Here is a 25,252-nt window from a genome sequence, read left to right as displayed (position 1 = left end):
GAACCGCGGGAACAGACCATCCTCGAGCAGCTCGGTGGTCTCACGGGTCTGGTGTCGTCCACCCTGCCCGTACTCGTATTCGTCCCGGCCAACAGTTTCTTCGGATTGGCCGCAGCGATCTGGTCGGCACTGGCAGTCGCCCTGGGTGTGATGGTCTGGCGGCTGGTACAGCGCGTTCCGATTCAGCCCGCAATCTCCGGATTCTTCGGCGTGGGCATCTGCGCCTTCATCGCATACCGCACGGGTGACGCCAAGGGATACTTTCTGTTCGGCATCTACACCTCACTGGCGTATGCCGGTGTATTCGTGGTGTCGATCATCGCGCGATGGCCACTCGTAGGCGTCGCCTGGGGTTATCTCAACAGCAAGGGCACCTCCTGGCGCAGCAACCGGCGCGCCGTCGTTGCTTATGACATCGCCACGGTTGCGTGGGCCGTCGTGTTCGCGGCTCGGTACCTTGTGCAGTCCCAGCTCTACGACGCCGACGAAACGGGTTGGCTGGCAGCTGCCCGGATCGGCATGGGGTGGCCGCTCACCGGCGTCGCGCTGCTCGTGACTTTCTGGGCGGTGCGCAGGGCCGATCGCGCTCTGGCCGAGAGCAGCAGCGTCGAATCGGCGGTCACGCCACGAGATCTCGATACTCGGGATGCTTCGTGAGAAAGCTCACCACGTAACTGCATTCCGGACGGACCCGAAGTCCTCGGCTCCGTAGGTCGTCGAGTGCGGCACCCACCAGAACACCGGCGAAACCGAGTCCCTCGAACTGCGGGTACACCTCGGTGTGCAGAAATGTGACGACGTCGCCGTCGCGTGAGTACTGCTCGATACCCGCCACCTGCGTGCCGGCGACGATTTCGTAGCGACTCTGCTCCGGGTTGTCGCGGACAACGGCCGCGTCTCGATCGATGTTCACAGCAGGCCCACCGCAGCGCGCAACTCGTTCTCCACTTCCACCGAGGTGACGAACAGCAATTCGTCACCACCCTCGAGCGGGTCGTCCTGCTGGGGAACGATCACGCGCCCGCCGCGCAGAATGGTCACGAGGGCTGCGTCGCGGGGCAACGACAGCTTCTTGACCGGCTTGCCCGCGAGCGGCGTGTTCTCCGGAAGCGTCACCTCGACCAGGTTGGCCTGACCCTTGCGGAAGGTCATCAGATGCACGAGGTCGCCCACCGACACCGCTTCCTCGACGAGCGACGCCAACATGCGCGGGGTGGACACTGCCACGTCGACGCCCCACGAGGAGTCGAACAACCACTCGTTTCGTGGATCGTTGACACGAGCCACGACTCGGTTGACACCGAACTCGGTCTTGGCGAGCAGGCTGAGCACCAAATTCGTTTTGTCGTCACCCGTCGCGGCAATGACGACGTCGTACGTCTCGAGGCGCGATGCCTCGAGCAACGTCAGCTCACAGGCGTCGGCGAGCACCCATTCGGCCTCGGGAATAGCTTCGCGGTCGACGTGATCGAGTTTGCGCTCCAAGAGCATGACGGAGTGATCGCTGCGAATCAGTTCGCGCGCAATGGATCTGCCGACGGCGCCTGCACCTGCGATTGCGACTCTCATGAAGTCCCGTTCTTCTCGTGTGAATGGGTCTCAGTCATCGGACGGCTCAGTCATCGGTGGGCGGGGGATTCGAGGCGAGAGCAATCGCTTCGGCCACTGTTCCCGACACGGCCGCGACGTAGATTTCGTCGTCGGATTGAATGACGGTCTTCTTGTCCGGAAGCAAACCCGTGCCGAACCGGATGAGGAACGCCACACGCGAATGCGTCGAATCTTCCAACAGGGACAGCTTCTTGCCGATCCACCCCTCGTGGATGTCGAGCAGTACCACTGCAACGCTCCCCGACGGGTCACGCCACTTGGTGGTGGGATCGTCACGCAGGAGATTGTGCAGGAACCGGTCGGTGGCCCAGGGAACGGTGGCGACCGTCGGAATTCCGAGGCGCTCGTACACGGCAGCGCGTTTGGCGTCGTAGATCCGGGCGACGACCTTCTCGACGCCGAACGTCTCGCGAGCGACGCGGGCGGCGATGATGTTGGAGTTGTCGCCCGACGACACCGCGGCGAAGGCCTCGGCCTTCTCGATGCCGGACTTGACGAGTACGTCCCGGTCGAAACCCATGCCGACCACGCGGTGACCGTCGAACGAGGGGTCCAGCCGCAGGAACGCATTTTCGTCACGGTCGATGATGGCCACTTCGTGACCGATGCGTGCGAGAGCGCCGGCCAGCGATGCGCCGACTCGGCCGCATCCCATCACCACTACGTACACAGCCCAGCTCCATTCGGATGTAGTGCGTCGTTCCGGGCGCCTGTGAGCGCCTGCACCAACGTAACGGTCCGACCATCAGGAATCGAGTGGCGGACCGGGCGAGTCGGCGTCAGCCGGGGCAATTCGGGCGCGCGCCGGGAAGTGCTCAGCCGCTTTCGGCGCTCCGGTGGTCGACCGAGATTGCGACGGCCTACGCTTTGCACCGTGTCCAAGGTTTCGACCGCCGCCAAGCGGCTCGTGCTCGGCAGGCCGTTTCGGAGCGACAAGCTCGGCAACACGCTCCTGCCCAAGCGCATCGCCCTACCCGTGTTCGCATCGGACGCCATGTCGTCGGTCGCGTATGCGCCCGAGGAGATCTTCCTCGTCCTGTCGGTGGCGGGGATCTCCGCGTACGCATTCACCCCGTGGATCGGCCTCGCCGTCTGCGTGGTTATGGCGGTGGTGGTCGCCAGCTACCGCCAGAACGTGCATGCCTATCCATCCGGGGGCGGCGACTACGAGGTCGCGACGGTCAACCTCGGTCCGACCGCAGGCCTGACGGTCGGCAGCGCGCTGATGGTCGATTACGTGCTGACCGTGGCCGTGTCCATCTCGGCGGCCGCGTCGAACATCGGATCGGCCATCCCTCTCGTCAACGAACACAAGGTAGTTTTCGCGGTCCTGGCCATCGTTGTGATCACCTCGATCAATCTGCGCGGAATCCGCGAATCGGGAGCAGCATTTGCCATTCCCACCTACGCATTCATGGTGGGCATGGTGCTCATGCTCGTGTGGGGTCTGGTTCGGGTGTACGTGTTCGGGGACGACGTGCGGGCAGAATCGGCAGCGTACGAACTGAAAGCCGAGGACTCCCACCTCTACGGAATCGCGTTCGCGTTTCTCATCGCGCGAGCGTTCTCGTCGGGATGTGCAGCGTTGACCGGTGTCGAAGCCATCAGTAACGGGGTGCCCGCATTCCGAAAGCCCAAGTCGCGCAACGCAGCAACGACGCTGCTGCTTCTCGGCACCATCGGTATCACGCTGTTGATGGGCATCATCGTCCTGGCGCAGAAGGTCGGTATCAACTACGCGGCGGATCCGGCAACCCAGCTGGTGGGCGCGCCCGAGGGCTACCAGCAGAAGACGCTCATTGCCCAGCTCGCCGAAACGGTGTTCTCCGGTTTTCCCGTGGGGTTCTTCTTCATCACCATCGTGACCGCGCTGATCCTCGTGTTGGCTGCGAACACCGCGTTCAATGGATTTCCCGTACTCGGATCGGTGCTTGCGCAGGATCGATATCTTCCGCGCCAACTACACACTCGCGGCGATCGCCTCGCCTTCAGCAACGGCATCCTCTTCCTGTCCGGAGCTGCCATCGCCTTCGTCATCGTCTTCGGGGCCGAGGTCACCAAGCTGATCCAGCTCTACATCGTCGGGGTGTTCGTCTCGTTCACCCTGAGCCAAACCGGCATGATCCGGCACTGGACGAGATTGCTGAAGACCGAGCAGGACCCGGAGGCTCGCCGACGCATGGTGCGCTCACGCGTCATCAACTCGGTCGGTCTGGCGATGACGGGCACTGTGCTCGTCATCGTTCTCGTGACCAAGTTCGCCGCGGGGGCCTGGATCGCGATCGTGGCCATGGTCGCGATTTTCGGACTGATGCGAATGATTCGAAAGCACTACGACACCGTCGCCAGGGAGCTCGAGAACGAGGAATGGGACGGCGTTCTGCCCAGCCGGACACATTCCATCGTGCTCGTGTCGAAACTGCACATGCCGACGCTGCGCGCGCTGGCGTATGCGCGTGCGACTCGCCCCGACACCCTCGAGGCCATCACCGTCAACGTCGACGAACCCGACACTCGCCAGCTCGTCCGTGCGTGGGAGGCCAGCGACGTCACCGTGCCGCTCAAGGTGGTCGAGTCGCCGTATCGAGAGATCACCAAGCCCGTTCTCGACTACGTGAAGCGCGTCAGACGCGACTCTCCTCGGGACGTGGTGACGGTGTTCATCCCGGAATACGTCGTCGGGCACTGGTGGGAGCAGATTCTGCACAACCAGAGCGCACTCCGCCTGAAATCGCGGCTGCTGTTTCAGCCCGGCGTCATGGTGACGAGCGTTCCCTGGCAGCTTCGCTCGTCGGAGAACGCCAAGCGTGAAACGGTCGAGAATGCTCCGGGTGCGTCCCGCCGAGGATACGAACCGCCGTCACGCCGCGGCAGCGACTCGTCGGGGAAGCAGCTATGACGGAGTGGCTGGGGGAGACCTTCGAGGTCACGCTCGGAGCGCCGGGTCACGGCGGATTCTGTGTGGCGCGGCACGACGGGCGCGTGATGTTCGTTCGGCACGGCTTGCCGGGAGAAGTCGTCCGGGCGACGGTGACCGAAGATCGCGGCGGATCGTTCTGCAGAGCGGACGCGACGGAGATCATCACCGCCTCCGCCGACCGAGTGGATCCGCTGTGCCCGATCTCCGGCCCCGGTGGATCGGGTTGCTGCGATTACTCGCACGCGACGGTCGCTGCAGGGCGGTCGATGAAGTCGGCGGTGGCGGCCGAGCAGCTGCGCCGCGTTGCCGGTATCGACCGGAATGTGACGGTCGAAGAGCTGCCGTTCACCGGTGACGGCACCGGGTGGCGAACTCGTGTCCGTCTCGCGGTCGACGACGCAGGCCGCGCCGGTTTCCACCGACACCGCAGCTCGTCCATCGTCACCGACCTCGCGTGCCCGCAGGCGATGCCCGGAGCGTTCGACGGCCTGGACGGCGAGCTTTGGCGTCCGGGTTCGGAGATCGTCGTCGCTGTGGACGGGAACAGCGAACGCCACGTGGTGGAAATCGCCCCCGCCGAGGTATCGCGTACCGGACGCCGGTCGCCTGGTCGCCGTGGGGCGTCTGCCAGGCGCGCTGCGTCCACGCGCCCGCGTGCCGAGAAAGTCGTGTCCGGCGATCGATTGGCTGGAGGCAGTGGACGCGTGCACGAATTCGTCTCCGCACGTACCTGGGAACTCGACGCGACCGGTTTCTGGCAGGCGCATCGCGGCGCACCGCAGGTGTACAGCGATGTCGTCGCCGAATGGGCAGACGTCGAGCCCGGCTCCACTGCCTGGGATCTCTATGGCGGCGTCGGAGTGTTCGCGGCTGCGCTCGCCGGTGGCGTCGGTGCAGACGGGCGGGTCGTGAGCGTCGAGTCGTCCACACGCGCCGCCGCCGACGGACAGCGCGCGCTGTCCGATCTCCCGCAGGTGACGTTTTCGCCGGGCCGGGTGGAACGAGCGTGGGCCGCGTTGCCCACACCCGACGTCGTCGTACTCGATCCACCGCGGGCGGGAGCAGGTAAGGACGTCGTCGCTGCCGTGGTTGGTCGGCAACCCAAGCGCATCGTTCACATCGGTTGCGATCCGGCGTCGTTCGCTCGTGACGCCAGGCTCTACCTCGATGCCGCGTACGAACTTGCCGATCTACGCGCCTTCGACGCGTTCCCGCTGAGTCATCATCTCGAGTGCATCGGCGTGTTCGTCCGCTGAGCTGACACCCCACGAAACCGAATTGCTCGAGTAGTTTGATCGGGTGATTCGCTCGCGCAAGATGCGCCAGAAAAATAGTTCATGTTCGTCTTCGCGGCCGTAGCTGCAACCGCGATGCTCGTGTCGTGTTCCGCCGACACCGCTCCCACCTCCGAGGGCACAGCAGACGCGTCGTCGGACGGTGCATTTCCCGTCTCGGTCGACACCAAGTTCGGTGCGGTGACGGTCGACGCCCGACCGCAACGGGTGGTCGCTCTCGGCTGGTCCGACGCTGAAACTGCGCTTGCTCTCGGTGTGCAACCGGTCGGTGCGAGCGATTGGCTTGCGTTCGGCGGCGACGGTGTCGGACCGTGGGCCGACGGTGTGTACGACGAAGCACCGGAGATCATCGGCACGCAGGAACCGGCGTACGAGGCGGTGGCCGCACTGGTGCCCGACGTGATCCTCGACACGAAGAGCTCGGGCGATCGTCGGTCGTTACGACAAGTTGTCACAGATCGCACCGACCATCGCGTTGCCCGAGGGAGCAGACAACTATCTGACCACCATCGAGCATCAGGTGACGATGGTCGCCGCTGCGCTGGGGGAAGTCGACAGGGGCGCACAGCTGCTGGCGGAACTCGATTCCGATTTCGAGAACGCGGCTGCCGAACATCCCCAATTCGCAGGTAAGACCGTCACGGTCGGCGCGTTCAGCGGCTCGGGCTACGGCGCCTACGTTGCGGCCAATTCCAGGGTCGTCTTCATGCGCAAGCTCGGGTTCGTCCAGAATCCGGTCGTCGACGCGCTCCCTGCCAAGGGGTTCTCGGTGCCGGTGTCCGCGGAGGAACTGAACACCCTCGACGCCGATCTCGTGCTCGTGTTCCCCATCGAGAAGTCGCCCGCCGACGTGACCGTTGACCCGCTCTTTCAGGCGATTCCGGCGGTGCGCGACGGCAGGGCGGTGGTATTCGACGATCCGGCCGTCGCGAAGTCCTATTCCGCCAATTCCATTCTGTCGGCGCAGTTCGCTCTGGATACCGTGGTGCCGTTGGCGGCGGAGCGTCTTCAGGGGTGATGCCCGGAGTGCGCGTCGACGACAGCCACGGGCATCGGCTCCCAGGCTGCGGAGGTGAGGACGCGCTGCGCACCGCACGTGCAGTGCTGGTAGATGACGGTGCCCTGGCTGGTGGCGTGGCGGCTCGCGGTCGACCAGTGATGGACGTGGGCGGTGTGAGTGTTCGAGTGCATGACGACCACTGTGCTGTAATGGTCTTGTGCACATCAACCCTTACGGAACGTATGCGGTTCAGCTGGGCGTCGACCTCCTCAACTCGCCGCCCCTCTCCGCGGACGAGTTGGAACGACGGTGCATCGACGCCGGACTCGTGGTCGACACCCCCGCAACCGACGCGGACCTGAAGGACATCTCGGCGTTCCTCGCCGAGTGGGTCGACATCGTCGACGCACAGTCCGACACCGAGCGCGCCGATGTTCTCAACGGCTTGCTCGCGCGGGCGTCGGCGTACCCACGACTGACGAACCACGCCGGGGACGGCTGGCACATGCACTATCGGGATCCGAACATGCCGCTCGGGTCGGTGGTTCGCGCCCTCGTCGCCGTCGGGACCGCTCTGCACCTGACAGGCCGAGGGATGGACCGGTTGGGTCGCTGCGCCGCCGAGGGGTGCGACACGGTGTTCGCCGACGTCTCGCGTACCGGACGCCAACGATACTGCGGCACGGCATGTTCGAACCGCGACGCAGTCCGCCGACATCGGGCGCGGGCTACTGCGGCTCGCGCGGGGTGAATCAGGTCTTGCGGTTGTAAAGGCGCATGGTGATGGGCCCGAAAATCGCGAGGAACCCGGCGCACATGACGGCCGTCACGGCCAATGCCGTCGCGTCGAGGTTGCCGGCCATCAGGGACCGGATCGATGTCACCAGCATGCTCACGGGATTGACCTCGACGAATGCTCGCAGCCACCCCGGCATCGTCTGCGGATCGACGAAAATGTTGCTCGCGAACGTCAGCGGGAACAGGATGAACATCGATACGCCCATCACGGCGGCTTCCGTGCGGACGATCATCGCGATCATCGTCCACACCCACGACAGGCAGAACGAGAACACCAGCAGCAGCGCGATCGACAGCACGACACCGACGATGCCGCCCTCCGGCCGAAAACCGATGGCGACGCCGAGGGCCAGCACGATCACCGACGCCAACGAATATCGGACCACATCGCCGAACAGTGCACCGACCAGCGGCGACGGGCGCCAGATCGGTAGCGAGCGGAAGCGATCGAAAACCCCCTTCTCGATGTCCTTGTTCAGCGTCACGCCCGTGTACATCGTGATCATCACCACGGTCTGCACGAGAATGCCGGGCAACAGAAACTGGATGTAGGCGTCGGTCGAGCCGGCCAGGGCGCCGCCGAAGAGGTACGTGAACAACAGCGTGAACATGATGGGGAACATGGTCACGTCGAACAGTTGCTCGGGAACGTGCTTGATCTTGAGGAGCGCACGCCAGCCGAAGGAGAACGAGGTGGACAGTGCGCTCGGGCGTGCGGGGCGAGGCCCTGCGCTTCGAAGCACGGCCACGACCGCGGTGGGTTCTGCGGTCGACTTGGTTGTCGAAACAGTCATGATGCCTTCTCCGTGTCGGTGCTCTCGTCCGTGGGATGACCGGTGAGGGCAAGAAATACCTCGTCGAGGCTGGGTTGACCGATGGCGAACGACGCCACCGCGATTCCGGCTTGCTCGAAGGCCGGGAGCGCCGCCGCGACCGACGACGCCGAGTCGAGCCGAGCGGATAGTGCGGCCGGGTCGGCTTCGACGGTGACGGGCTCGGTGAGAATGGTCCGCAAGATGTCGGCCGCCTCGGCCCTGCGGGCGGGATCGACGCGCACGTGCAGTGAACCGGCACCGACCGACGCCTTCAGTTCACCGGTGGTGCCCTCGGCGATGACCTTGCCGCGGTCGATCACCGCGATACGTCCGGCGAGCTGGTCGGCCTCGTCGAGATACTGCGTCGTCAGCAATACCGTCGTGCCGCCGTCGACCAACGCCCGCACGATCTCCCACACCTGATTTCGGCTGCGTGGGTCCAGGCCCGTGGTCGGCTCGTCGAGAAAGATCAACTCGGGCGTGACGATGATGCTCGCCGCGATGTCGATGCGGCGACGCATACCGCCCGAATAGGTCTTGACCTGGCGTCCGCCGGCGTCGGCAATATCGAAGGCGGTGAGCAGTTCGTCTGCACGCGACCGCGCAGCCTGTCGGGAGTACCCGTAGAGGCGCGCGAGCAGAATCAGATTCTCGACGCCCGTCAGGTCCTCGTCGAGCGATGCGAACTGCCCCGTCAACGAGACCTTGCTGCGGACGGTGTCGGCCTCCGTGGCGACGTCGTGACCGAGTACGCGGGCACTTCCGCCGTCGATCGGGAGAAGGGTGGCGAGCATGCGGATGGTGGTGGTCTTGCCCGCTCCGTTGGGCCCGAGAACCCCGTATACACCCCCGGTCGGTACCGCGAGGTCTATTCCGTCCACCGCGATGTTGTCGCCGAAGCGCTTGATCAGGCCCGATGTTTCGATGGCCGGCACGTGTCCCATTCCTGCAGATTGTCCTGGATCGCACTCGACCGTGCAATTGGTTTACCTGCGCAGCCATCCGTTCCGGGTGATGCACCGAATATGTTGTGCGGCGGGAAAACGCGGAGGTTTCGGTGTGAGAGCCACATGAGCACTACTCTCTTGATCAATGAACGCGATCAGAATCGAATCCGTTGGGACCTTGTTCCGGTGAGCACCGACCCGAATACGGGCTCGCCGTACCAGGGAGCACCGGATTCAGAAGAGGACCCGTCGGTTGCAGGTAATGCTGTGGGCCCGGTGTGTGCGGTCCCGAGTGCCCAGCTACGAAACCTTCGTGCAGACGAGGCCGAGCGCCTGCGTCGCTTGTTGGCCGCTGTTGCCGGAGGTGATCAGCGCGCTTTTGCGGAGTTGTACGACGCCACGTCGGCGCGTGTGTACGGAATGGTGCTCAGGGTTCTCCGGGATCCGGGGTACAGCGAGGAGACGACGCAGGAAGTCTTCCTCCAGATCTGGAAGTCTGCGCCGAACTACGACCCGAACCAGGGGAGCCCCCTTGCCTGGATCATGACGCTGGCTCACCGTCGCGCGGTGGACAGGGTTCGATCCGAGCAGTCCGGCACCGACCGAGAGGCGGCGTACGGAGCGATCAGTCACACGCGCGAGCACGACGAGGTGCTCGAGGCAGTGACGCAGCGTCTCGAATCGGACGCAGTGATCGCATGTCTCGACACTCTGACCGATACGCAACGCGAGTCGGTACGAATGGCTTACTACAGCGGATGGACTTACCGCGAAGTGGCGGAACGGCTCGGTGTAGCCGTCCCGACCATCAAATCGCGCATACGGGACGGACTGATCAAGTTGAAGACATGTTTGGGGGTGACACCCTCATGAGTGAAGCATCGCGACAACGGCTGCTCGATGCCGCCGAGGTATACGCCCTCCACGCGGTGAGCGCGGCCGAACAAGCTGAGATCGAACGCGACCTCGCCTCCGTCGACGACACGGCCCGTCTGCAATTCAGCGTTCTCGTCGGTGAAATACAGGAAACGCTGGCTCTGATCTCGGTGCTCGATGCCACGGAGCCCCCGGCGGCGCTGAAAAGCCGCGTGTTGGAGCGCATCCCGCGCACGGAACAGGTGACGCCGCCGGCTGCGGCGTCCAACGTGTCCAGCATGGCGCGACACCGCGAGCGTCGCGGCAATCGCATGCGGACCAGTCTTATGGCTGCCGCCGCAGCCGTGGTCGTGGCAATCGGCGGCGCCGTGGTCGTGACGCAGGTGGTCGGTAACGATCCGGCCCCGAGTCAGGGCGAGCAGATCGTCGCGGCGCCCGACGCCCGCGAGGCAATCGCTTCGTTCCCGAGTGGCGGCACTGCGACGATCTCCTACTCGCGCGAGTCGGATTCGGTGGTCGTCCAGCTCGACGGTGTCGCTGCTCCGGCGCCGGGTCAGGACTATCAAATGTGGTTCGTCGACGGCACACCTCGTTCGGTGGGCCTGGTGACACCGGACCTGTTGGACGGTGACAACGGAACCGTCATCCCGGGAATGGGCGGGGCGACGAACTTCGCGTTCTCGCTCGAGCCGGCAGGTGGCTCGCCGCAGCCCACCGAAGTGCTCACGATGGTCACCTTGGACGCATGAGCCATGTCGGCTGAGGCTGGTTCGACGTCGAGCGCTCAGCGCCCGACGTCGAACTGACCCAGGGACTTGATCGCCGTGTTCATCTGCATGTAGGCGCCCGTAGCCAGATTGCGCAGCAGTGCCAATCCGACTGTCGTGTCGTCGCAGGTCATGGAATCGAAATCGGCGACGGATACCACCGCCACCGTCAACTCGGTGTCCGCGCGGAAGTCGAGTACGAACGGGGTACGCGCGAGCAGCGGCATCTCGCCGAAGCTCATGCCCGGAGACAACGTGGAGATGCGATGCCGAGTGCCACCGGGGGCCGTGTACGTCGAGCTCAGTTCGCCGGCCAAGATCAGAAACAGTCCGGCCGCTGCGTCGCCGCTCCGAACGATCACCTCGTCCGGTGCGTAGGTTCGCACCTCGATCGCTTCGGCAACCCGATCGTATTGCTCGGCGCCGAGCCCGCTCAGCGTCGGATGATCGCGCAACCGTACCTTCTCGGGCTGGCGGGGGCCGACGCAGTGTCGGTCGAGCAGCAGCTCCTCTGCCCACTGAACAGCGGAGCCCAGATCGGAGAACACGCGGCCTCCGGGAGCGCCCGCATCGACACTCGACACCTTCTGGCCCATCACCGCACGCGGGTCGACGAGCGATGCGCGGCACCCCCGCGAAGTGAGTTGCGCGCGCAGCGCGCCGAACATCTGGCGGGCGACGTCGCTGACCTCGCCGACGCCGCGGACGTCGAGTACCAGTGCATCCAGTTCTTCCTCGAGGTTGCCGATCTCCCTGACTGCGGTCTCGGCGCCGGCGAACAGCAGGTCACCGTGCAGTTCGTACACTCGGGCCCGTTGTCCGACAGCCGCAAGCGCCGTTTGTTCGACCTCACTGCGTCTCTTCCGCGAGGGCGCCTCGGCGACCGTGTAGCGGCTACGAATTGCAGAACGGGCCGCGCGGGTGACATGCAGGAAGTGCAGTTCCAATTTGCTCGACAGTTCCCGGCACGCGTCGACCCCTCGGACGCTGTTGCCGTGTGGGTCGAGTCTCGGCGAGTAGACGGCAATGCCCATCTGCCCCGGAAGTACAGCGAGAACCCCTCCGCCGACTCCGCTCTTGGCCGGCATGCCGACTCGGGCAACCCAGTCGCCCGCACCGTTGTACATCCCGCACGTCGTCATCACGCTCAGGACCCGTTCGACGAGGGCGGGGTCGAGGGCTCGCTCCCTGGTTCGGGGATTGACGCCGTTGTTCGCCATGGTGGCCGCCATCATTGCGAGGTCCGCAGTGGTCACGTCGATCGAGCACTGTCGGAAATACAGGTCGACCGCCGCTTCGGGGTCGTCCTCGAGGATGTCGAACGAGCGGAGCATGTAGCCGATCGCACGGTTGCGATTACCCGTTCTGGCCTCGGATCTGTAGACGTCGGCATTGAACGTCAGTTCGCGACCGGCGTAGCGCGAGTACGCCGCTCGGATGCGCTCGAATCGTTTGTCGGGAGAGTCACCGGACACGAGGGAGGCCGCCGTGATGGCGCCGGCGTTGATCATCGGGTTGCGGGGGCGCTCGGTGACGGGATCGAGACTGATCTGATTGAACGGTTCGCCGGACGGCTCGACGTCGATCTTGTGAGCGACCGCAGCTTCGCCCCGGTCCGCAAGCGCAAGCCCGTAGGTGAACGGCTTGGAGATCGATTGGATCGTGAACGGCACTGCCGTGTCGCCGATTTCGTAGACGTAGCCGTCACTGGTGGCCAACGCGATACCGAAGCCGTCGGGTGCGACCGCCGCGAGTTCGGGAATGTAATCCGCAACGGTTCCGGACGTGTTCTCCCGGCAGAGTTCGTACACGTGCGCGAGAATGTGATCGACAACGGTCGGCATGATGCGACCCTATGCGTAATTGATGCGTGCGCCGTGTGATCGATGCGTGTGCCGTGTGATCGATGCGTGTGCCGTGTGATCACCGACGCGTCGCCGACGGGCGGCAACCCAGTAGACTGTGCTGATCGAGAGTGAAGAACAGTTCGTTGCTCGTGTGTACGACCATCAGATTTCATCGACAAGAGTTTTCCGGCCGGAGGGAGCGATCTCGTTGGGTGTCCTAGCGAGGGTTCAGACGCCCGAGGACTTGCGCCGGTTGGCCCCGTCCGAGGTAACCGATCTGGCCGGAGAGATTCGTGAATTCCTGGTCGAGACGGTGTCCGCGACGGGCGGCCACCTGGGGCCCAATCTCGGCGTCGTCGAACTGACCCTGGCAATCCACCGCACCTTCGATTCGCCGAACGACCCGATCATCTGGGACACCGGCCATCAGTCGTACGTCCATAAGATGATCACCGGCCGCGCCGGCGAGTTCGGCTCTCTTCGCAAGCAGGGTGGCCTCTCCGGCTATCCGTGCCGGGCCGAGAGCGAACACGACTGGGTCGAGTCCTCGCACGCGTCGGCGTCGCTGTCATACGCCGACGGACTCGCCAAAGCCTTCGAGCTCACCGGTCAAGATCAACACGTGGTCGCCGTGGTGGGTGACGGTGCTCTGACCGGCGGAATGTGCTGGGAAGCCCTCAACAACATCGCCGCGGGCAGGGATCGGTCGCTCGTCATCGTCGTCAACGACAACGGGCGCTCGTACGCTCCGACCATCGGTGGACTTGCCGATCACCTCGCTGCGCTGCGGTTGCAGCCAGGCTACGAGCGTGTTCTCGACAACGGCCGACGCATGGTGCGCCGGATTCCGTTCGTGGGCCGGACCGCCTACGCCATGCTGCACGGAATGAAAGCGGGCGTGAAGGACGCCATCAGCCCGCAGGTTCTGTTCACCGATCTCGGTATCAAATACTTGGGTCCGGTGGACGGCCACGACGAGCAGGCTCTCGAATCCGCTCTGCGACGCGCCAAGACGTACGGCGGCCCGGTCATCGTCCATGCCGTGACCCGTAAGGGCATGGGGTATTCGCACGCAGAGAACAACGTCGCGGATCAGATGCATGCCACCGGAGTCATCGATCCGCTGACGGGACTCGCGCGATCGCAGTCCGCGCCGGACTGGACGTCGGTCTTCTCCGCGGAACTGATCGCCCAGGCTGCGGATCGACACGACATCGTCGCGATCACAGCCGCCATGGCGGGCCCCACCGGGCTGGCAGCATTCGGCGAGGCCTACCCGGACCGACTGTTCGACGTCGGCATCGCCGAGCAGCACGCGATCACCTCGGCGGCAGGGCTTGCGCTCGGAGGACTACATCCGGTGGTCGCGGTGTATTCGACCTTCCTCAACCGTGCGTTCGACCAACTCCTGATGGATGTCGCTCTGTTGAATCTGCCGGTGACCCTCGTTCTGGACCGTGCCGGAGTGACGGGTGCCGACGGTGCGAGCCATAACGGCATGTGGGACATGTCATTGCTCGGCATCGTTCCGGGGATGCGCGTTGCAGCACCTCGAGACGGAGCGACGCTTCGCGAAGAACTCGCCGAAGCACTCGCGGTCGACAATGGGCCGACAGCCCTTCGATTCCCGAAAGGTGCTGTCACGCAAGATATCCCGTCCGTTCGAAGGCTCGACGGTGTCGTGGATGTGCTCGTCGAGCCGGAGAAGGCGTCCGGCGACATTCTCATCGTCGCAGTCGGTGTGTTCGCGTCATTGGCCCTGGACACCGCTGCCGGGCTGAGTGAACTCGGATTGTCGGTTGCAGTGGTCGATCCCCGCTGGGTGTTGCCCGTGCCCGAGGCGTTGCTCAAGCTCGCGGAGGATTACACCCTCGTCGTCACCCTCGAAGATTCGGGAGTGAGCGGCGGCATCGGATCCAGCGTGTCGGCCGCTATCCGCGCTGTCGGTGTCGGCACCGTGTGCCGCGATGTCGGTGTGCCGCAACGATTCCTCGACCACGCATCGCGTGAGCAGATTCACCGCGAACTGGGCTTGTCCGCCGCCGACCTGACCCAGCGCATTGCAGGCTGGGCCAAGGCCATCTAGATCGTCAGCTGCTGAACTCGCCTGTCGCGGGTGCCCACTCGGTAATACGGACATCGTCGACAAGGCCGGCGCGCGCGAACGGATCGTGCGCGAACAGCCGAGCCACCGCGTCGGCGTTCGCGGCGGAAACGACGAACATGGCACCGCTGTGGTCGGCCAGCGGCCCGGACGATCGAATGATCTTGCGCCGCACCATTTCGTGAATCCACGCGCGATGGTCGGTGCGGTGATCGTCCCGCCCGCCCGACGTCTCGGGGGTGTACGAGTACTCGACGATGAACATCGACATGACGGTTTCCTCTCTCGAGCGGGTCAGAGGACCATGTCCTCCAGTTCCATTCCCTTCGTCTCTCGGATCTTGAACTTGACGAAGAAGTACGACAGCAGTGCGAAGAGCGCGAAGAACGCATAGATGAACCCGAGTCCGATGGACTGCGTCAGCGGCGGAAACGCCAGGGTGATCCCGAAGTTGGCGACCCAGTTGGCGGCCGTGCTGATACCGAGCGCCACCGCTCGCATGTTGTTGGGGAACATCTCACCCAGCATCACCCACATGATCGGGCCCCAGGTTGCCGCGAAGAACACGACGAACAGGTTGGCGCCGACCAGTGCGACCGGCCCCCAGGGGGCGGGGAGGGTGATGTCGTCGCCGGAACCCACCGATTGGGTGAACGACACCGCGGCCAGTACGAGTCCGACGAACATGCCGACCGAACCTATCTGCAGCAAGTTCTTTCTTCCGAACCGATCTACGAAGAGAATCGCGACGAACGTCATGATCACGTTGATGACGGCGGTGATCACCGAGGTGACAAACGACTGGTTCTCGGAGAATCCAACGGACTTCCACAGGGTCGTGGAGTAGTAGAAGATGGCGTTGATACCGACCAGTTGTTGCAGCACAGCCATCGTGATCCCCACCCACACGATGGGTTGGAGGCCGAACTTGGGGCCGCGGATGTCGGCCAGTGACGACTTCTCTTCGCGCCGCAGGGTCAGTCTGATTTCCTTGACGCGTTCGTTCGGGTGCACCTCCCCGGAGATCTCGCTGAGCACGCGAGCCGCCTCTTCGTCGAGGTGTTTGCCGACCAGGTATCGAGGTGACTCGGGTATCAGCGTGGCCAGCACGCCGTAGATCAGCGCCGGTACGACGCCGACCAAGAACATCCAGCGCCACGCTTCCAGCCCGAACCACAGGTCGTTGGACGGGCCGCCCGCCGCGTTCTGCAGAACTGCGTCGGACAGCAGGGCAGCGAAGATGCCGACGGTGATCGCGAGCTGTTGCAGGGAAGTGAGCCCACCGCGATAGCGAGCGGGGGCGATCTCCGAGATGTACGCCGGCGCAATGACCGACGCGATTCCGATGCCGAGCCCGCCGAGAACACGCCAGAGCATCAGGTCCGGAATGCTGAAAGCGAAGCCCGATCCGACCGACGAAACGGTGAACAGGGCGGAGCCGAGCACCATGACTTTCTTTCGGCCCCACGAGTCCGCGAGTCGCCCGGCGAACCAGGCGCCCACCGCGCAACCCAGCAATGCAATAGCGACGGCGAATCCGGTGACGAAGGAACTCAGCCCGAAGTTCTCCTGGATGGAATCGACGGCGCCGTTGACCACCGAACTGTCGAAGCCGAACAGGAATCCGCCGACCGCGGCGGCAACGGTGACTCCGATGACTTTGGCGGTGTGGCGGTCTGCAGGCTGCGTCATCATCAAAGCCAGCTTTCTTCTCGGTCGGTACCGACTCCGTCTCCGGGTACTGAGGTCATGATGGACCCCTCGTACGTGAGAAGTGGCAAGAATCGAAGCTTTTCACCCACCAGGGTGACTCGAGACGGTCGCCGACGAAGTGCGACCTGCTACGTGTTCGAACTTGCCAGCCATGCCGCGAACGTCTGGGAGCTGTGGTGTGCGCCCGCCAGAGGCAGCAGGGTTCCGTCACGCAGGGCCTTCCCCTATGCGCCGGGAAGCGGCACCTCGACTATCCGCCCGCCCAGGTGTGCCGGCGTCCCTGCAATCGAGGGCGCATAGGCGCGCACCATGTCCACCATGCGTTCTTCTCGTGGCCCACCCATGTCCGCTACCCGACCGGTCTTCGGTTTCATAGCTGTACGACGAGGCAGGCCATCGGAATGTGACAGCGGTGCACAGCACGAAGCCCGGCACTCGTCGTGAGTGCCGGGCTTCGTGGGTTCGCGGGTCGGACTAGACGTTCGCGACGCCCTGTGCGAGGAACCGCTTGCCGGTCACCGCTTCCGATGTGCCGGTGCGGTCGAGATACGGGGTGATGCCGCCGTTCCAGAACCCGAACCCGCCGCCGAGGAGCAGGCAGAGGTCGATGTCCTGCGGTGCTGCGACGACGCCCTCGTCGAGCATGATGCGGATCTCGTCGGCAATCGCGCGCCGGGTGCGGTCGAGAACCTGTTCACCGGTGGACGGCGAATCGCCCTGCGGCCACAGGTCGGCCACCTCGGGGTCGACGATCTGGCCTTCGGGACCGTAGGTCCACACGCCAGGCTTCTTTGCCTCGACGAGTGCGCGGAACCCGGGGGAGTCTTTGAACCGCTCCGGGTACGCCGCGGCAAGGGTCTCGGCTGTGTGCAGCGCGACGGCCGGACCGACGAGTGCCAGCAGCGTGAGCGGACTCATCGGCATTCCGAGTTCGCCGACTGCTCCGTCGGCCACGTCGAAGGGTGTGCCTTCGTCGATGGCCATGATGATCTCGTTGGATGCGCGCGTCACGAGACGGTTGAACACGAATCCCGGGAGGTCCGCAGACAGGACCGCGGACTTCTTGAGTGTCTTCGCAGTGGCGAAAGCGGTTGCGAGAGTGGCATCGTCGGTTCTTGCGCCCTTGACGACCTCCAGCAGGGGAAGTACGGCAACGGGATTGAAGAAGTGGAATCCGACGACGCGTTCGGGATGCTGCAGATCCGCGGACATCTCGGTGATCGACAGCGACGAGGTGTTGGTCGCGAGAATGGTCTCGGGCGAGACGAACTCCTCGACCTCTCCGAAGACCTTCTTCTTGACCTCGAGGTTCTCGAACACGGCTTCGATGACGAAGTCGGTCTGCGCGAACGCCGCTTTGTCGATCGAGCCGGTGACCAGTGCCTTGAGGCGATTGGCGGCGTCGGGGGACAGGCGCTTCTTTCCGACGAGCTTGTCGATCTCGCCGTGCACGTAGTCGACGCCCTTGTCGATGCGCTGCTGGTCGATATCGGTGAGGATGACCGGCACCTTCAATTGGCGCACGAACAGCAACGCCAGCTGACTCGCCATGAGGCCCGCGCCGACGATGCCGACGCCGGAGATCTTGCGCGCGAGAGACTTGTCCGGTGCACCGGCGGGACGCCTGGCGCGCTTCTGGACCAGATCGAATGCGTAGAGCCCGGCGCGGAGTTCGTCCTTGACCAGCAGGGTGGACAGCGCCTCGTCCTCGGCTGCGAACGCCTTGTCGAGCGACGCGGAGTCCGTGATGTCGGTGGACTTGGCCAGTTCGAGCAGGTCGACTGCCGCAACGGGTCCGGGGGCGAAATTGCCCGTCTTTCCCGCGACGATTCCGCGAGCCCGAGCGACGGCGTCGTCCCACGCCTGGCCGCGGTCGATTTCCGGGCGCGCGGGGATGACGTCCCCGTTCAGCACCTCGACGGCCCAGGCGAGTGACTGCTCGATGAAGTCCGCGCCGCCCAGGACGACGTCGGCGATACCGAGGTCGAGGGCCTGCTGCGGCTTCAGGGTGCGGTTCTGGTTGAGCGCGTTTTCGATGACAACGGTGACGGCGTTGGATGCGCCGATGATGTTGGGCAGCAACTGCGTTCCGCCCCAGCCCGGAACCAACCCGAGGAAGGCTTCGGGCAGTCCGAGAGCCGCAGCGTTGTCGGCGACCGTCCGGTAGTGCGAATGGAGTGCGACCTCGAGGCCACCACCGAGAGCAGCGCCGTTGACGAAGGCGAAGGTGGGGACCTCGGATTCACGCAGCCGGCGGAACACGCGGTGACCGAGCCGGCCGATCTGCAGTGCTTCTTCTTTGGTCTTGATGTTCGGCACACCGCCCAGATCCGCGCCGACCGCGAAGATGAAGGGCTTGCCTGTGACCGCAATGGCGACGGGGTTGGCTGCGAATGCTTCGTCGAGCGCTTCGTCGAGCCTCGTCAGACCGCCGGGACCGAAGGTGGACGGCTTGGTGTGGTCGTGGCCGTTGTCGAGCGTGATCAGTGCGATCGAGCCCTCCAGGCCCGGCACCGAAATGATCTTGGTGTAGGCGTCGGTGACTACCTCGTCGGTGAAGGCAGTGGTGATGTCACTCATTTGGCTGCTCCTGCCTCATCGGTCGTTCCTGCAGGCTTCACACCCGAGTAGTCGGAGTGATTCGGGTTCTCCCAGATGACGGTTCCGCCCATACCGAGGCCGATGCACATGGTCGTCAGGCCGTAACGGACGTCAGGCTGCTGTGCGAACTGGCGGCTCAGCTGTGTCATGAGGCGCACTCCCGAGGACGCGAGTGGGTGGCCACACGCGATGGCGCCGCCCCATTGGTTGACACGGGGGTCGTCGTCGGCGATTCCGTAGTGCTCGAGGAAGGCGAGGACCTGCACGGCGAATGCTTCGTTGATTTCGAAGAGGCCGATGTCGTCCATGCTCAAACCTGTTCGACCGAGCAGTTTTTCGGTGGCAGGTACCGGGCCGATGCCCATGACCGCGGGGTCGACGCCGGCGAACGAGAAGCCGACCATGCGCATGCCGATGTTCAGGCCCAACTCGTGAGCGGTGTCTTCGCCGGCGAGGATGGCGGCCGTCGCTCCGTCGTTGAGACCCGCTGCGTTACCCGCGGTGACGCGGCCGGCCGGCCGGAACGGCGTCTTGAGCTTCGCGAGGTCTTCGACGGTCGTGCCGGGGCGGGGCGGTTCGTCCTCGGTGGCCAATCCCCAGCCCGCTGCGGATCTGGTCGCAACCGGTACGAGGGTGTCAGCCAGGTAGCCGGCCTTCTTTGCCGTGTCGTACTTTTCCTGGCTCGCGGCGGCGTAGGCGTCCGTGCGGTCCTTGGTGATGGTCGGGAACCTGTCGTGCAGGTTCTCGGCCGTGTTGCCCATGACAAGGGCGCTGGGGTCGACGAGCTTGTCGGCAAGAAAGCGTGGGTTGGGGTCGACACCCTCGCCCATCGGGTGCCTGCCCATGTGCTCGACACCGCCGGCGATGACCACGTCGTACTGGCCGAAGCCGATACCGGAACCGGTGGTGGTCACCGACGTCATCGCGCCGGCGCACATGCGGTCGATCGCGAATCCGGGCACGCTGCGGGGGAGGCCGGCCAACAGAGCGGACGTGCGGCCGATGGTCAGGCCCTGGTCGCCCGTCTGGGTGGTGGCGGCGATCGCGACCTCGTCGATGCGTTCGGGCGGCAAGGAGGGATTCTTCCGCAACAGCTCGCGGATGGCCTTGACGACCAGATCGTCGGCGCGGGTGTCGGCGTACATGCCCTTGGGGCCTGCTTTACCGAACGGGGTGCGGATGCCGTCGACGAACACGACATTCCGCTGTGAATTGGTGGACGCGGGTACAGACACGCTTCGATCCTCCCGAGAAGATGCGGTCGAATGGCCCGGCCGACGCCGGGTCGCCGCTCACTCTAGCTGCTATTACCCGTCGGTAACTTGACGAGGGGTCAGCGCGTCCACGAGTACGGGTGCCACCAGCTCACGCTGCCAGGGGCGTGCTCGCCCGTCGGTCAGTTCGGCATCGACGACGGCGCGGGCCTCGGCGGCGTCGCGGACCGGCTTCCAGGCCCAGACGAGTCGCCGCAGCACGTCCGGCAGAAGCAGATTCTCCACCGGTACCGAAACCTTCTCGCTCAACTCGGTCATGGCTGCGCGCACCGCGGCCAACCGTTCGGCGGCCTCGGGGTCGCGTCGAGCCCATCTGTTGACGGGCGGGGGACCGTCGAAGGGCGCCGATTTCGGGGGCAACTCGGCGGCGGGCAAGCGCCGGGCGCGTTCGAGAGCCGACAACCACACATTGGCCGAACGACGCTGCCGGGGGCCACCGAACACGGGGAGGGCGCGCAACTCGGTCTCGGTCTTCGGGTCGGCGCTCGCAGCGGCGACGATGGCCGAGTCAGGAAGCACCCGACTGGGCGCGATGTCGCGGCGTCGGGCCAATTCGTCGCGGGTCTCCCATAGTTCGCGCACCGCCGCGAGAACACGCTGCGATTTGATGGCGTGTATTCCGGACGTGCGGCGCCAGCGGTCCGGCTTCGGCGCGGGCGGACCGAGAGTGAGAATATGAGCGAATTCCTGTGCCGCCCAATCGGTCTTGCCCTGCCGCTCGAGTTCTTCCGCCATCGCATCACGTAGTTCGAGCAGCACCTCGACGTCGAGAGCCGCATAGTTGAGCCAGGTCTCCGGCAACGGTCGCGTCGACCAGTCGGCGGCTCCGTGACCCTTTTGCAGCGACAACCCCAGCGTCCGTTCGACGATGGCGCCGAGCCCTACTCGGTCGAAACCGGCCAGCCGGCCCGCGAGTTCGGTGTCGTACAGCGACGCGGGAACCAGTCCCAGTTCCGCGAGGCCCGGCAGATCCTGATCGGCCGAGTGCAGGACCCACTCGAGCGTTTCGATAACCTCCGCCAGAGGTTGTAGCGCGCCGGCGACCGGAATCGGATCGAGGAGCACGGTCCCGGCGCCGCGGCGCCGGAACTGCAGTAGGTACGCGCGCTGGGAGTAGCGGAAGCCCGATGCACGCTCGGCGTCGACCGCCAGCGGACCGTGGCCTCCTGCAAGCAGCTTCGCGGCTGTCACGACCCCGTCGGCGGTGTTCACCACTGCGGGCACGCCGTCGGCCGGGACGAGCAAAGGAACGGCGGCCGGTGCGTCGTCTTCGGTGACTGCCCCGCCCGGAAGAACTGGGTCCGTCACATCGGACGCGTCACTGGAACTGGTCGCTGACATGAAAGAAGACTCTAAGCCCTGCTACCGGCCCCGCGCGCGAACTACGTCCGGTTCTTGTCGCGACCGGACAGCTCGGTGATCCCGGCAGGAGGGAGCCCGGCGGCGTAGGCCAACACCTCGCAGAACGCCTCGACGTGCGACGCGAGCTCGACCGACCCGGCTGTCCACGACGCGCGCAGTTCGAGCTGATGCGCCTTGGGAGGTCCGGCGATGTCGCCGTACCGCACCGAGCTTGTCGAGGTGACCGTGCCGCCCAGCGCGGTCAACGGCTCGGACCGACTCTCCAACGCGTCGACCAGCCAGCTCCACCCGACCTCGGGAAGCAACGGGTCGGACGCCAGTGACTCGTCGACGTCGGCCTGAATGTACGCGACGAGCCGCATGGTTCCGTTCCACGCTTCGTCGCCGTCCGGGTCGTACAGCAGAATCAAACGACCGAACGCGTCGCCGTCCGACTGCTCGCCGACGTCCTCACCGCCGGGACCCGTCGGGTGCTGTACCTCGGCGCCGATCGCGTAGCTGAAGGGTGCGAGACGTTGGGGAGGCCGAATCGGACCGATTTCGATAGCCGGATGCACGACGGCCCGGTGCATAGCCTCGACAGCCGATCGAAACGGCGCAGGCTCGGCAGAGGATCCGGGTTTGGTCACGAGATCGGACGTTAGACTTCTCACGTTCTGGTTCGTCGGAGGCGCGCCGAGTCGAGACCAACCCGCGACACGCCGATGCCGCCGAACGGCGAACCCGGGTCGGACCTGCGTCGACGTACTGTCTGCGCGACGTGGCAGCATGGACGTCGATGAACACCGACTCGCCTTCGCCCCGCCGCACTCTTCCCGACGCACCGCTCTTGGCGTCCGTTGCGGGTAGGGCGCCGTCGCGGCGACCGGTCTGGTTCATGCGCCAGGCAGGCCGCTCGTTGCCCGAATACCGCAAGATCAGAGCGGGCGTCGGCATGCTCGAATCGTGTTTCGATGCCGATCTGGTCGCCGAGATCACGATGCAGCCGGTCCGTCGCCACGGCGTCGACGCAGCGATCCTGTTCTCCGACATCGTGGTGCCGCTCAAGGCCGCGGGCATCGATCTCGACATCGTCGCAGGCACCGGGCCGGTTATCGCGAATCCGGTCCGTTCCGCCGCGGACGTCGCTGCCCTCCCCACCCTCGACGCGGGGCAGGTCGCACCGGTTGCCGAGGCAGTCCGCTTCTTGACTTCAGAGCTGGGCGAGACGGCGTTGATCGGCTTCGCCGGTGCGCCGTTCACGCTGGCGTCGTACCTCGTCGAGGGTGGTCCCAGCCGCAATCACGAAAAGACGAAGGCGCTGATGCGCTCGGATCCGACCACGTGGCACGCGCTGCTCGACGCGCTCGCCGACACCACGATCACTTTCCTGCAGGCTCAGATCGGTGCAGGTGTCGATGCCGTTCAACTGTTCGACTCGTGGGCGGGAGCCCTCTCGCTGGCCGACTACCGCGAGTTCGTCCTGCCGCACTCGACGAAGGTGTTCGATGCGGTGTCCCCGGCGGGCGTACCCAAGATCCACTTCGGCGTCGGCACGGGAGAACTGCTCGGAGCGATGGGTGAGGCCGGCGCGGACGTCGTGGGCGTCGATTGGCGCATTCCGCTCGACGACGCGGCCCGACGGGTCGGCCCGGGGAAGGCATTGCAGGGGAACCTCGACCCGGCGGTGCTGTTCGCGGGCTGGGACGCCGTGGAGAGCGAGGTCAGACGCATCGTCGCCGAAGCCGATCGCGCACTGGAGGCGGGCGCGATCGGTCATGTGTTCAACCTCGGTCACGGCGTTCTTCCGGACACCGACCCGGATGTTCTGACCCGTGTCGTGGAGTTGGTGCACTCACTGTGAGCCGCGGTGCGGTGAAGGCGGCGGTGGTCGGGGGCGGCATCAGCGGTCTCGCCGCGGCATACCGACTGCGCACGACCCTGGGGCCGGACGCCGACATCACCATCGTCGAAGCGTCCGATCGGCTCGGTGGCGCCGTACGCACCGTCGAGCTCGCCGGAGGACCACTCGACATCGGAGCCGAAGCGTTCATCGGACGACGCCCCGAGGTCCCCGCACTCATGGCAGAGCTGGGCATTGCAGATCAGCTGGTACATCCGGCTGGCCGGCGCCCGCTCATCTATGCCGACGGAGCCCTGCACCCCATGCCCGCGGGAACGTTGATGGGCATTCCGGCCGACGCGGCGAGCATGGCGGGTCTCGTCGACGACGCGACTCTCGACTCCATTGCCCGCGAGCCCGCTACGCCGTTGCAGTGGGACAAGGCAACCGACGTCAGCGTCGCCGAGCTCGTCGGCGCGCGGTTCGGCGAGCAGGTGTTGCACCGATCGGTCGATCCGCTGCTGGGGGGCGTCTATTCGGGGCTGTCCGATTCCATCGGCGTCCGCGCTGGCCTCCCGACGCTCGCTGCCGCTCTGGACGACGGAGCGCCCAGCCTCAGCGCAGCCGTGGAGCGCGCGCTTCCGACCCCGAGTGCCGGTCCGGTGTTCGGCGCCCTCCGCGATGGCTACGGCGTGTTGGTCGATGCGCTCATTGCCGGCGCGAACGCGCGAATCACGATGGGAACCACGGTCACCTCGATCTGCGGCGAGCGCCGAGGATGGCGAGTCGACCCGATCGGACACGTCGACATCGTCGTACTCGCCGTACCCGCGCCCGCGCTGGCGCACATCCTTTCCGACGCCGTACCCGACGCATCGGCCGCCGCTGCCGAGATTCGGCTCGCGTCCTCCGTCGTCGTTGCCATGGCGCTTCCCGTTGGAACCGAGCTACCCGACAACTCAGGGGTTCTCGTCGCAACGGACGCCGGACTCGACGTCAAGGCGTTCACCCTGTCGAGCCGTAAATGGGATCACCTTGCCGACCGCAGCGTGCCGTTGCTTCGCGCCTCACTCGGGCGGTTCGGGGACGATGCCCACCTGTCCGCGAGCGACGAAGATCTGGTCGAGCTCGCCGTTGGCGACTTGCGCACCGCAACCGGCATCGACGCCGCGCCGACGGCATCGATCGTTCAGCGCTGGCCCGGCGGCTTGCCCCAGTACGCGCCCGGACACCTCGATCGGGTCGCGGAGATCTTATCTGCCGTCGCCCAGGTCCCCGGTGTCGCGGTTGCAGGTGCCTGGGGCGGCGGAGTGGGCGTACCCGCGTGTGTCGCATCGGCCACCAGAGCTGCCGCGGCCGTGTGCGAGGTGGCACGATAGAGGGCATGGCACGCCTCGACTACTCCGCGCTCAATTCCACCCTCCGCTACCTGATGTTCTCGGTGTACAAGGTCACACCGGGCGTTCTGGGCGATGATCGCGCAGAGGCCGCGAAACAAGC

At 65.4% G+C, this 25,252-nt stretch carries 24 protein-coding genes and 1 pseudogene; 11 read left to right on the top strand and 14 right to left on the bottom strand.

Going from position 1 to position 25,252, the window contains the following annotated elements; genetic code table 11:
• The coding region (locus tag WBQ44_RS17215; RefSeq protein ID WP_495567888.1) for a DUF3159 domain-containing protein at positions 1–657 on the top strand (657 nt) is incomplete at its 5' end.
• Here the strand turns inward: WBQ44_RS17215 and WBQ44_RS17210 are convergent.
• From WBQ44_RS17210 to WBQ44_RS17200, 3 genes are read right to left on the bottom strand one after another with little or no spacing between them, the layout of a single operon-like run.
• Positions 620–913, bottom strand: coding sequence for a GNAT family N-acetyltransferase (locus WBQ44_RS17210; RefSeq protein WP_495567887.1), 294 nt, complete (start codon positions 911–913; stop codon positions 620–622). The two genes, WBQ44_RS17215 and WBQ44_RS17210, sit on opposite strands and share 38 nt — an antisense overlap.
• The gene (locus WBQ44_RS17205) at positions 910–1,569 is read right to left on the bottom strand and encodes a potassium channel family protein (RefSeq protein ID WP_495567886.1); all 660 of its coding nucleotides are present in this window, start codon (positions 1,567–1,569) and stop codon (positions 910–912) included. The genes WBQ44_RS17210 and WBQ44_RS17205 overlap by 4 nt, the downstream gene beginning before the upstream one ends.
• Positions 1,570–1,615: 46 nt before the next feature.
• Positions 1,616–2,281: a potassium channel family protein gene (locus tag WBQ44_RS17200; RefSeq protein WP_495567885.1), complete on the bottom strand. Its 666-nt coding sequence runs from the start codon at positions 2,279–2,281 to the stop codon at positions 1,616–1,618.
• Between the two features lie 204 nt (positions 2,282–2,485).
• Between WBQ44_RS17200 and WBQ44_RS17195 the strand changes: the two genes are divergently transcribed.
• The 3 genes from WBQ44_RS17195 to WBQ44_RS17185 all read left to right on the top strand — a co-directional run bounded on the left by WBQ44_RS17195 (position 2,486) and on the right by WBQ44_RS17185 (position 6,844).
• Positions 2,486–4,510, top strand: a complete 2,025-nt coding sequence (locus WBQ44_RS17195; RefSeq protein WP_495567884.1) for an APC family permease — start codon at positions 2,486–2,488, stop codon at positions 4,508–4,510.
• A complete protein-coding gene (locus tag WBQ44_RS17190; protein WP_495567883.1) occupies positions 4,507–5,787 on the top strand; it encodes a class I SAM-dependent RNA methyltransferase in 1,281 nt (426 codons plus the stop codon). Before WBQ44_RS17195 ends, WBQ44_RS17190 begins: the two co-directional genes overlap by 4 nt.
• A gap of 487 nt (positions 5,788–6,274) precedes the next feature.
• On the top strand, positions 6,275–6,844 hold the full coding sequence (locus WBQ44_RS17185; protein WP_495567882.1) for an ABC transporter substrate-binding protein: 570 nt from the start codon (positions 6,275–6,277) through the stop codon (positions 6,842–6,844).
• Here the strand turns inward: WBQ44_RS17185 and WBQ44_RS17180 are convergent.
• Positions 6,835–7,017, bottom strand: a complete 183-nt coding sequence (locus tag WBQ44_RS17180) for a hypothetical protein (RefSeq protein WP_495567881.1) — start codon at positions 7,015–7,017, stop codon at positions 6,835–6,837. The two genes, WBQ44_RS17185 and WBQ44_RS17180, sit on opposite strands and share 10 nt — an antisense overlap.
• 26 nt (positions 7,018–7,043) lie before the next feature.
• Between WBQ44_RS17180 and WBQ44_RS17175 the strand changes: the two genes are divergently transcribed.
• Positions 7,044–7,577, top strand: a complete 534-nt coding sequence (locus WBQ44_RS17175; protein WP_495567880.1) for a CGNR zinc finger domain-containing protein — start codon at positions 7,044–7,046, stop codon at positions 7,575–7,577.
• 1 nt (position 7,578) lies between these two features.
• Here WBQ44_RS17175 and WBQ44_RS17170 read toward each other — a convergent pair whose 3' ends face one another.
• Positions 7,579–8,418, bottom strand: coding sequence for an ABC transporter permease (locus WBQ44_RS17170; RefSeq protein ID WP_495567879.1), 840 nt, complete (start codon positions 8,416–8,418; stop codon positions 7,579–7,581).
• Entirely contained in the window at positions 8,415–9,383 is a 969-nt protein-coding gene (locus tag WBQ44_RS17165) for an ATP-binding cassette domain-containing protein (protein ID WP_495567878.1), read from the bottom strand. The genes WBQ44_RS17170 and WBQ44_RS17165 overlap by 4 nt, the downstream gene beginning before the upstream one ends.
• Before the next feature lie 126 nt (positions 9,384–9,509).
• Here WBQ44_RS17165 and WBQ44_RS17160 point away from each other — a divergent pair, with 126 nt between their 5' ends.
• On the top strand, positions 9,510–10,259 hold the full coding sequence (locus WBQ44_RS17160) for a sigma-70 family RNA polymerase sigma factor (protein WP_495567877.1): 750 nt from the start codon (positions 9,510–9,512) through the stop codon (positions 10,257–10,259).
• The gene (locus tag WBQ44_RS17155) at positions 10,256–11,011 is read left to right on the top strand and encodes an anti-sigma factor (RefSeq protein WP_495567876.1); all 756 of its coding nucleotides are present in this window, start codon (positions 10,256–10,258) and stop codon (positions 11,009–11,011) included. The genes WBQ44_RS17160 and WBQ44_RS17155 overlap by 4 nt, the downstream gene beginning before the upstream one ends.
• 35 nt (positions 11,012–11,046) lie before the next feature.
• Here WBQ44_RS17155 and glsA read toward each other — a convergent pair whose 3' ends face one another.
• Positions 11,047–12,873 carry a glutaminase A gene (glsA, locus tag WBQ44_RS17150; RefSeq protein WP_495567875.1) on the bottom strand — a complete coding sequence of 609 codons (1,827 nt, stop codon included), beginning with the start codon at positions 12,871–12,873 and terminating at the stop codon, positions 11,047–11,049.
• A 211-nt stretch (positions 12,874–13,084) separates the two neighbouring features.
• Between glsA and dxs the strand changes: the two genes are divergently transcribed.
• Positions 13,085–14,962, top strand: coding sequence for a 1-deoxy-D-xylulose-5-phosphate synthase (gene dxs / locus WBQ44_RS17145; RefSeq protein WP_495567874.1), 1,878 nt, complete (start codon positions 13,085–13,087; stop codon positions 14,960–14,962).
• Between the two features lie 4 nt (positions 14,963–14,966).
• Here dxs and WBQ44_RS17140 read toward each other — a convergent pair whose 3' ends face one another.
• The 7 genes from WBQ44_RS17140 to WBQ44_RS17110 form a co-directional block, all read right to left on the bottom strand.
• Positions 14,967–15,251: a YciI family protein gene (locus WBQ44_RS17140; RefSeq protein WP_495567873.1), complete on the bottom strand. Its 285-nt coding sequence runs from the start codon at positions 15,249–15,251 to the stop codon at positions 14,967–14,969.
• Positions 15,252–15,274: 23 nt separating this feature from the next.
• On the bottom strand, positions 15,275–16,672 hold the full coding sequence (locus WBQ44_RS17135) for a sugar porter family MFS transporter (RefSeq protein ID WP_495567889.1): 1,398 nt from the start codon (positions 16,670–16,672) through the stop codon (positions 15,275–15,277).
• Positions 16,673–16,917: 245 nt separating this feature from the next.
• Positions 16,918–17,067: a hypothetical protein gene (locus WBQ44_RS17130; protein WP_495567872.1), complete on the bottom strand. Its 150-nt coding sequence runs from the start codon at positions 17,065–17,067 to the stop codon at positions 16,918–16,920.
• Positions 17,068–17,167: 100 nt separating this feature from the next.
• Positions 17,168–19,273, bottom strand: a complete 2,106-nt coding sequence (locus WBQ44_RS17125) for a 3-hydroxyacyl-CoA dehydrogenase NAD-binding domain-containing protein (protein WP_495567871.1) — start codon at positions 19,271–19,273, stop codon at positions 17,168–17,170.
• The gene (locus WBQ44_RS17120) at positions 19,270–20,529 is read right to left on the bottom strand and encodes a thiolase family protein (protein ID WP_495567870.1); all 1,260 of its coding nucleotides are present in this window, start codon (positions 20,527–20,529) and stop codon (positions 19,270–19,272) included. The genes WBQ44_RS17125 and WBQ44_RS17120 overlap by 4 nt, the downstream gene beginning before the upstream one ends.
• A 72-nt stretch (positions 20,530–20,601) precedes the next feature.
• The gene (locus WBQ44_RS17115; protein ID WP_495567869.1) at positions 20,602–21,909 is read right to left on the bottom strand and encodes an HRDC domain-containing protein; all 1,308 of its coding nucleotides are present in this window, start codon (positions 21,907–21,909) and stop codon (positions 20,602–20,604) included.
• Positions 21,910–21,950: 41 nt separating this feature from the next.
• Complete coding sequence (locus WBQ44_RS17110; RefSeq protein WP_495567868.1) at positions 21,951–22,559, bottom strand: DUF3000 domain-containing protein; 609 nt, start codon at positions 22,557–22,559, stop codon at positions 21,951–21,953.
• 149 nt (positions 22,560–22,708) lie between these two features.
• Between WBQ44_RS17110 and hemE the strand changes: the two genes are divergently transcribed.
• The 3 genes and pseudogenes from hemE to WBQ44_RS17095 form a co-directional block, all read left to right on the top strand.
• Entirely contained in the window at positions 22,709–23,773 is a 1,065-nt protein-coding gene (gene hemE / locus WBQ44_RS17105; RefSeq protein ID WP_495567867.1) for a uroporphyrinogen decarboxylase, read from the top strand.
• Positions 23,770–25,131 (top strand): protoporphyrinogen oxidase, encoded by a 1,362-nt coding sequence (locus WBQ44_RS17100; RefSeq protein WP_495567866.1) that lies wholly within the window; start codon positions 23,770–23,772, stop codon positions 25,129–25,131. The genes hemE and WBQ44_RS17100 overlap by 4 nt, the downstream gene beginning before the upstream one ends.
• 5 nt (positions 25,132–25,136) lie before the next feature.
• Positions 25,137–25,252: pseudogene (locus WBQ44_RS17095) on the top strand (hydrogen peroxide-dependent heme synthase); the annotation flags it as partial.

Origin of the sequence: Rhodococcus sp. (in: high G+C Gram-positive bacteria) (genome assembly GCF_049591685.1) — a bacterium.
GTDB lineage: Bacteria > Actinomycetota > Actinomycetes > Mycobacteriales > Mycobacteriaceae > Rhodococcoides.
The sequence above is the reverse complement of the archived record's forward strand: the minus strand, read 5'-3'. Positions and strand labels throughout refer to the sequence as shown.

Bases quoted from the DNA above. Each gene is read 5' to 3' on its own strand.
- WBQ44_RS17205 (WP_495567886.1), bottom strand. From the start codon at position 1,569: ATGAGAGTCGCAATCGCAGGTGCAGGCGCCGTCGGCAGATCCATTGCG.
- WBQ44_RS17190 (WP_495567883.1), top strand. From the start codon at position 4,507: ATGACGGAGTGGCTGGGGGAGACCTTCGAGGTCACGCTCGGAGCGCCG.
- WBQ44_RS17180 (WP_495567881.1), bottom strand. From the start codon at position 7,017: ATGCACTCGAACACTCACACCGCCCACGTCCATCACTGGTCGACCGCG.
- WBQ44_RS17170 (WP_495567879.1), bottom strand. From the start codon at position 8,418: ATGACTGTTTCGACAACCAAGTCGACCGCAGAACCCACCGCGGTCGTG.
- WBQ44_RS17165 (WP_495567878.1), bottom strand. From the start codon at position 9,383: ATGGGACACGTGCCGGCCATCGAAACATCGGGCCTGATCAAGCGCTTC.
- WBQ44_RS17160 (WP_495567877.1), top strand. From the start codon at position 9,510: ATGAGCACTACTCTCTTGATCAATGAACGCGATCAGAATCGAATCCGT.
- WBQ44_RS17155 (WP_495567876.1), top strand. From the start codon at position 10,256: ATGAGTGAAGCATCGCGACAACGGCTGCTCGATGCCGCCGAGGTATAC.
- glsA (WP_495567875.1), bottom strand. From the start codon at position 12,873: ATGCCGACCGTTGTCGATCACATTCTCGCGCACGTGTACGAACTCTGC.
- WBQ44_RS17140 (WP_495567873.1), bottom strand. From the start codon at position 15,251: ATGTCGATGTTCATCGTCGAGTACTCGTACACCCCCGAGACGTCGGGC.
- WBQ44_RS17135 (WP_495567889.1), bottom strand. From the start codon at position 16,672: ATGACGCAGCCTGCAGACCGCCACACCGCCAAAGTCATCGGAGTCACC.
- WBQ44_RS17130 (WP_495567872.1), bottom strand. From the start codon at position 17,067: ATGAAACCGAAGACCGGTCGGGTAGCGGACATGGGTGGGCCACGAGAA.
- WBQ44_RS17125 (WP_495567871.1), bottom strand. From the start codon at position 19,273: ATGAGTGACATCACCACTGCCTTCACCGACGAGGTAGTCACCGACGCC.
- WBQ44_RS17115 (WP_495567869.1), bottom strand. From the start codon at position 21,909: ATGTCAGCGACCAGTTCCAGTGACGCGTCCGATGTGACGGACCCAGTT.
- hemE (WP_495567867.1), top strand. From the start codon at position 22,709: ATGAACACCGACTCGCCTTCGCCCCGCCGCACTCTTCCCGACGCACCG.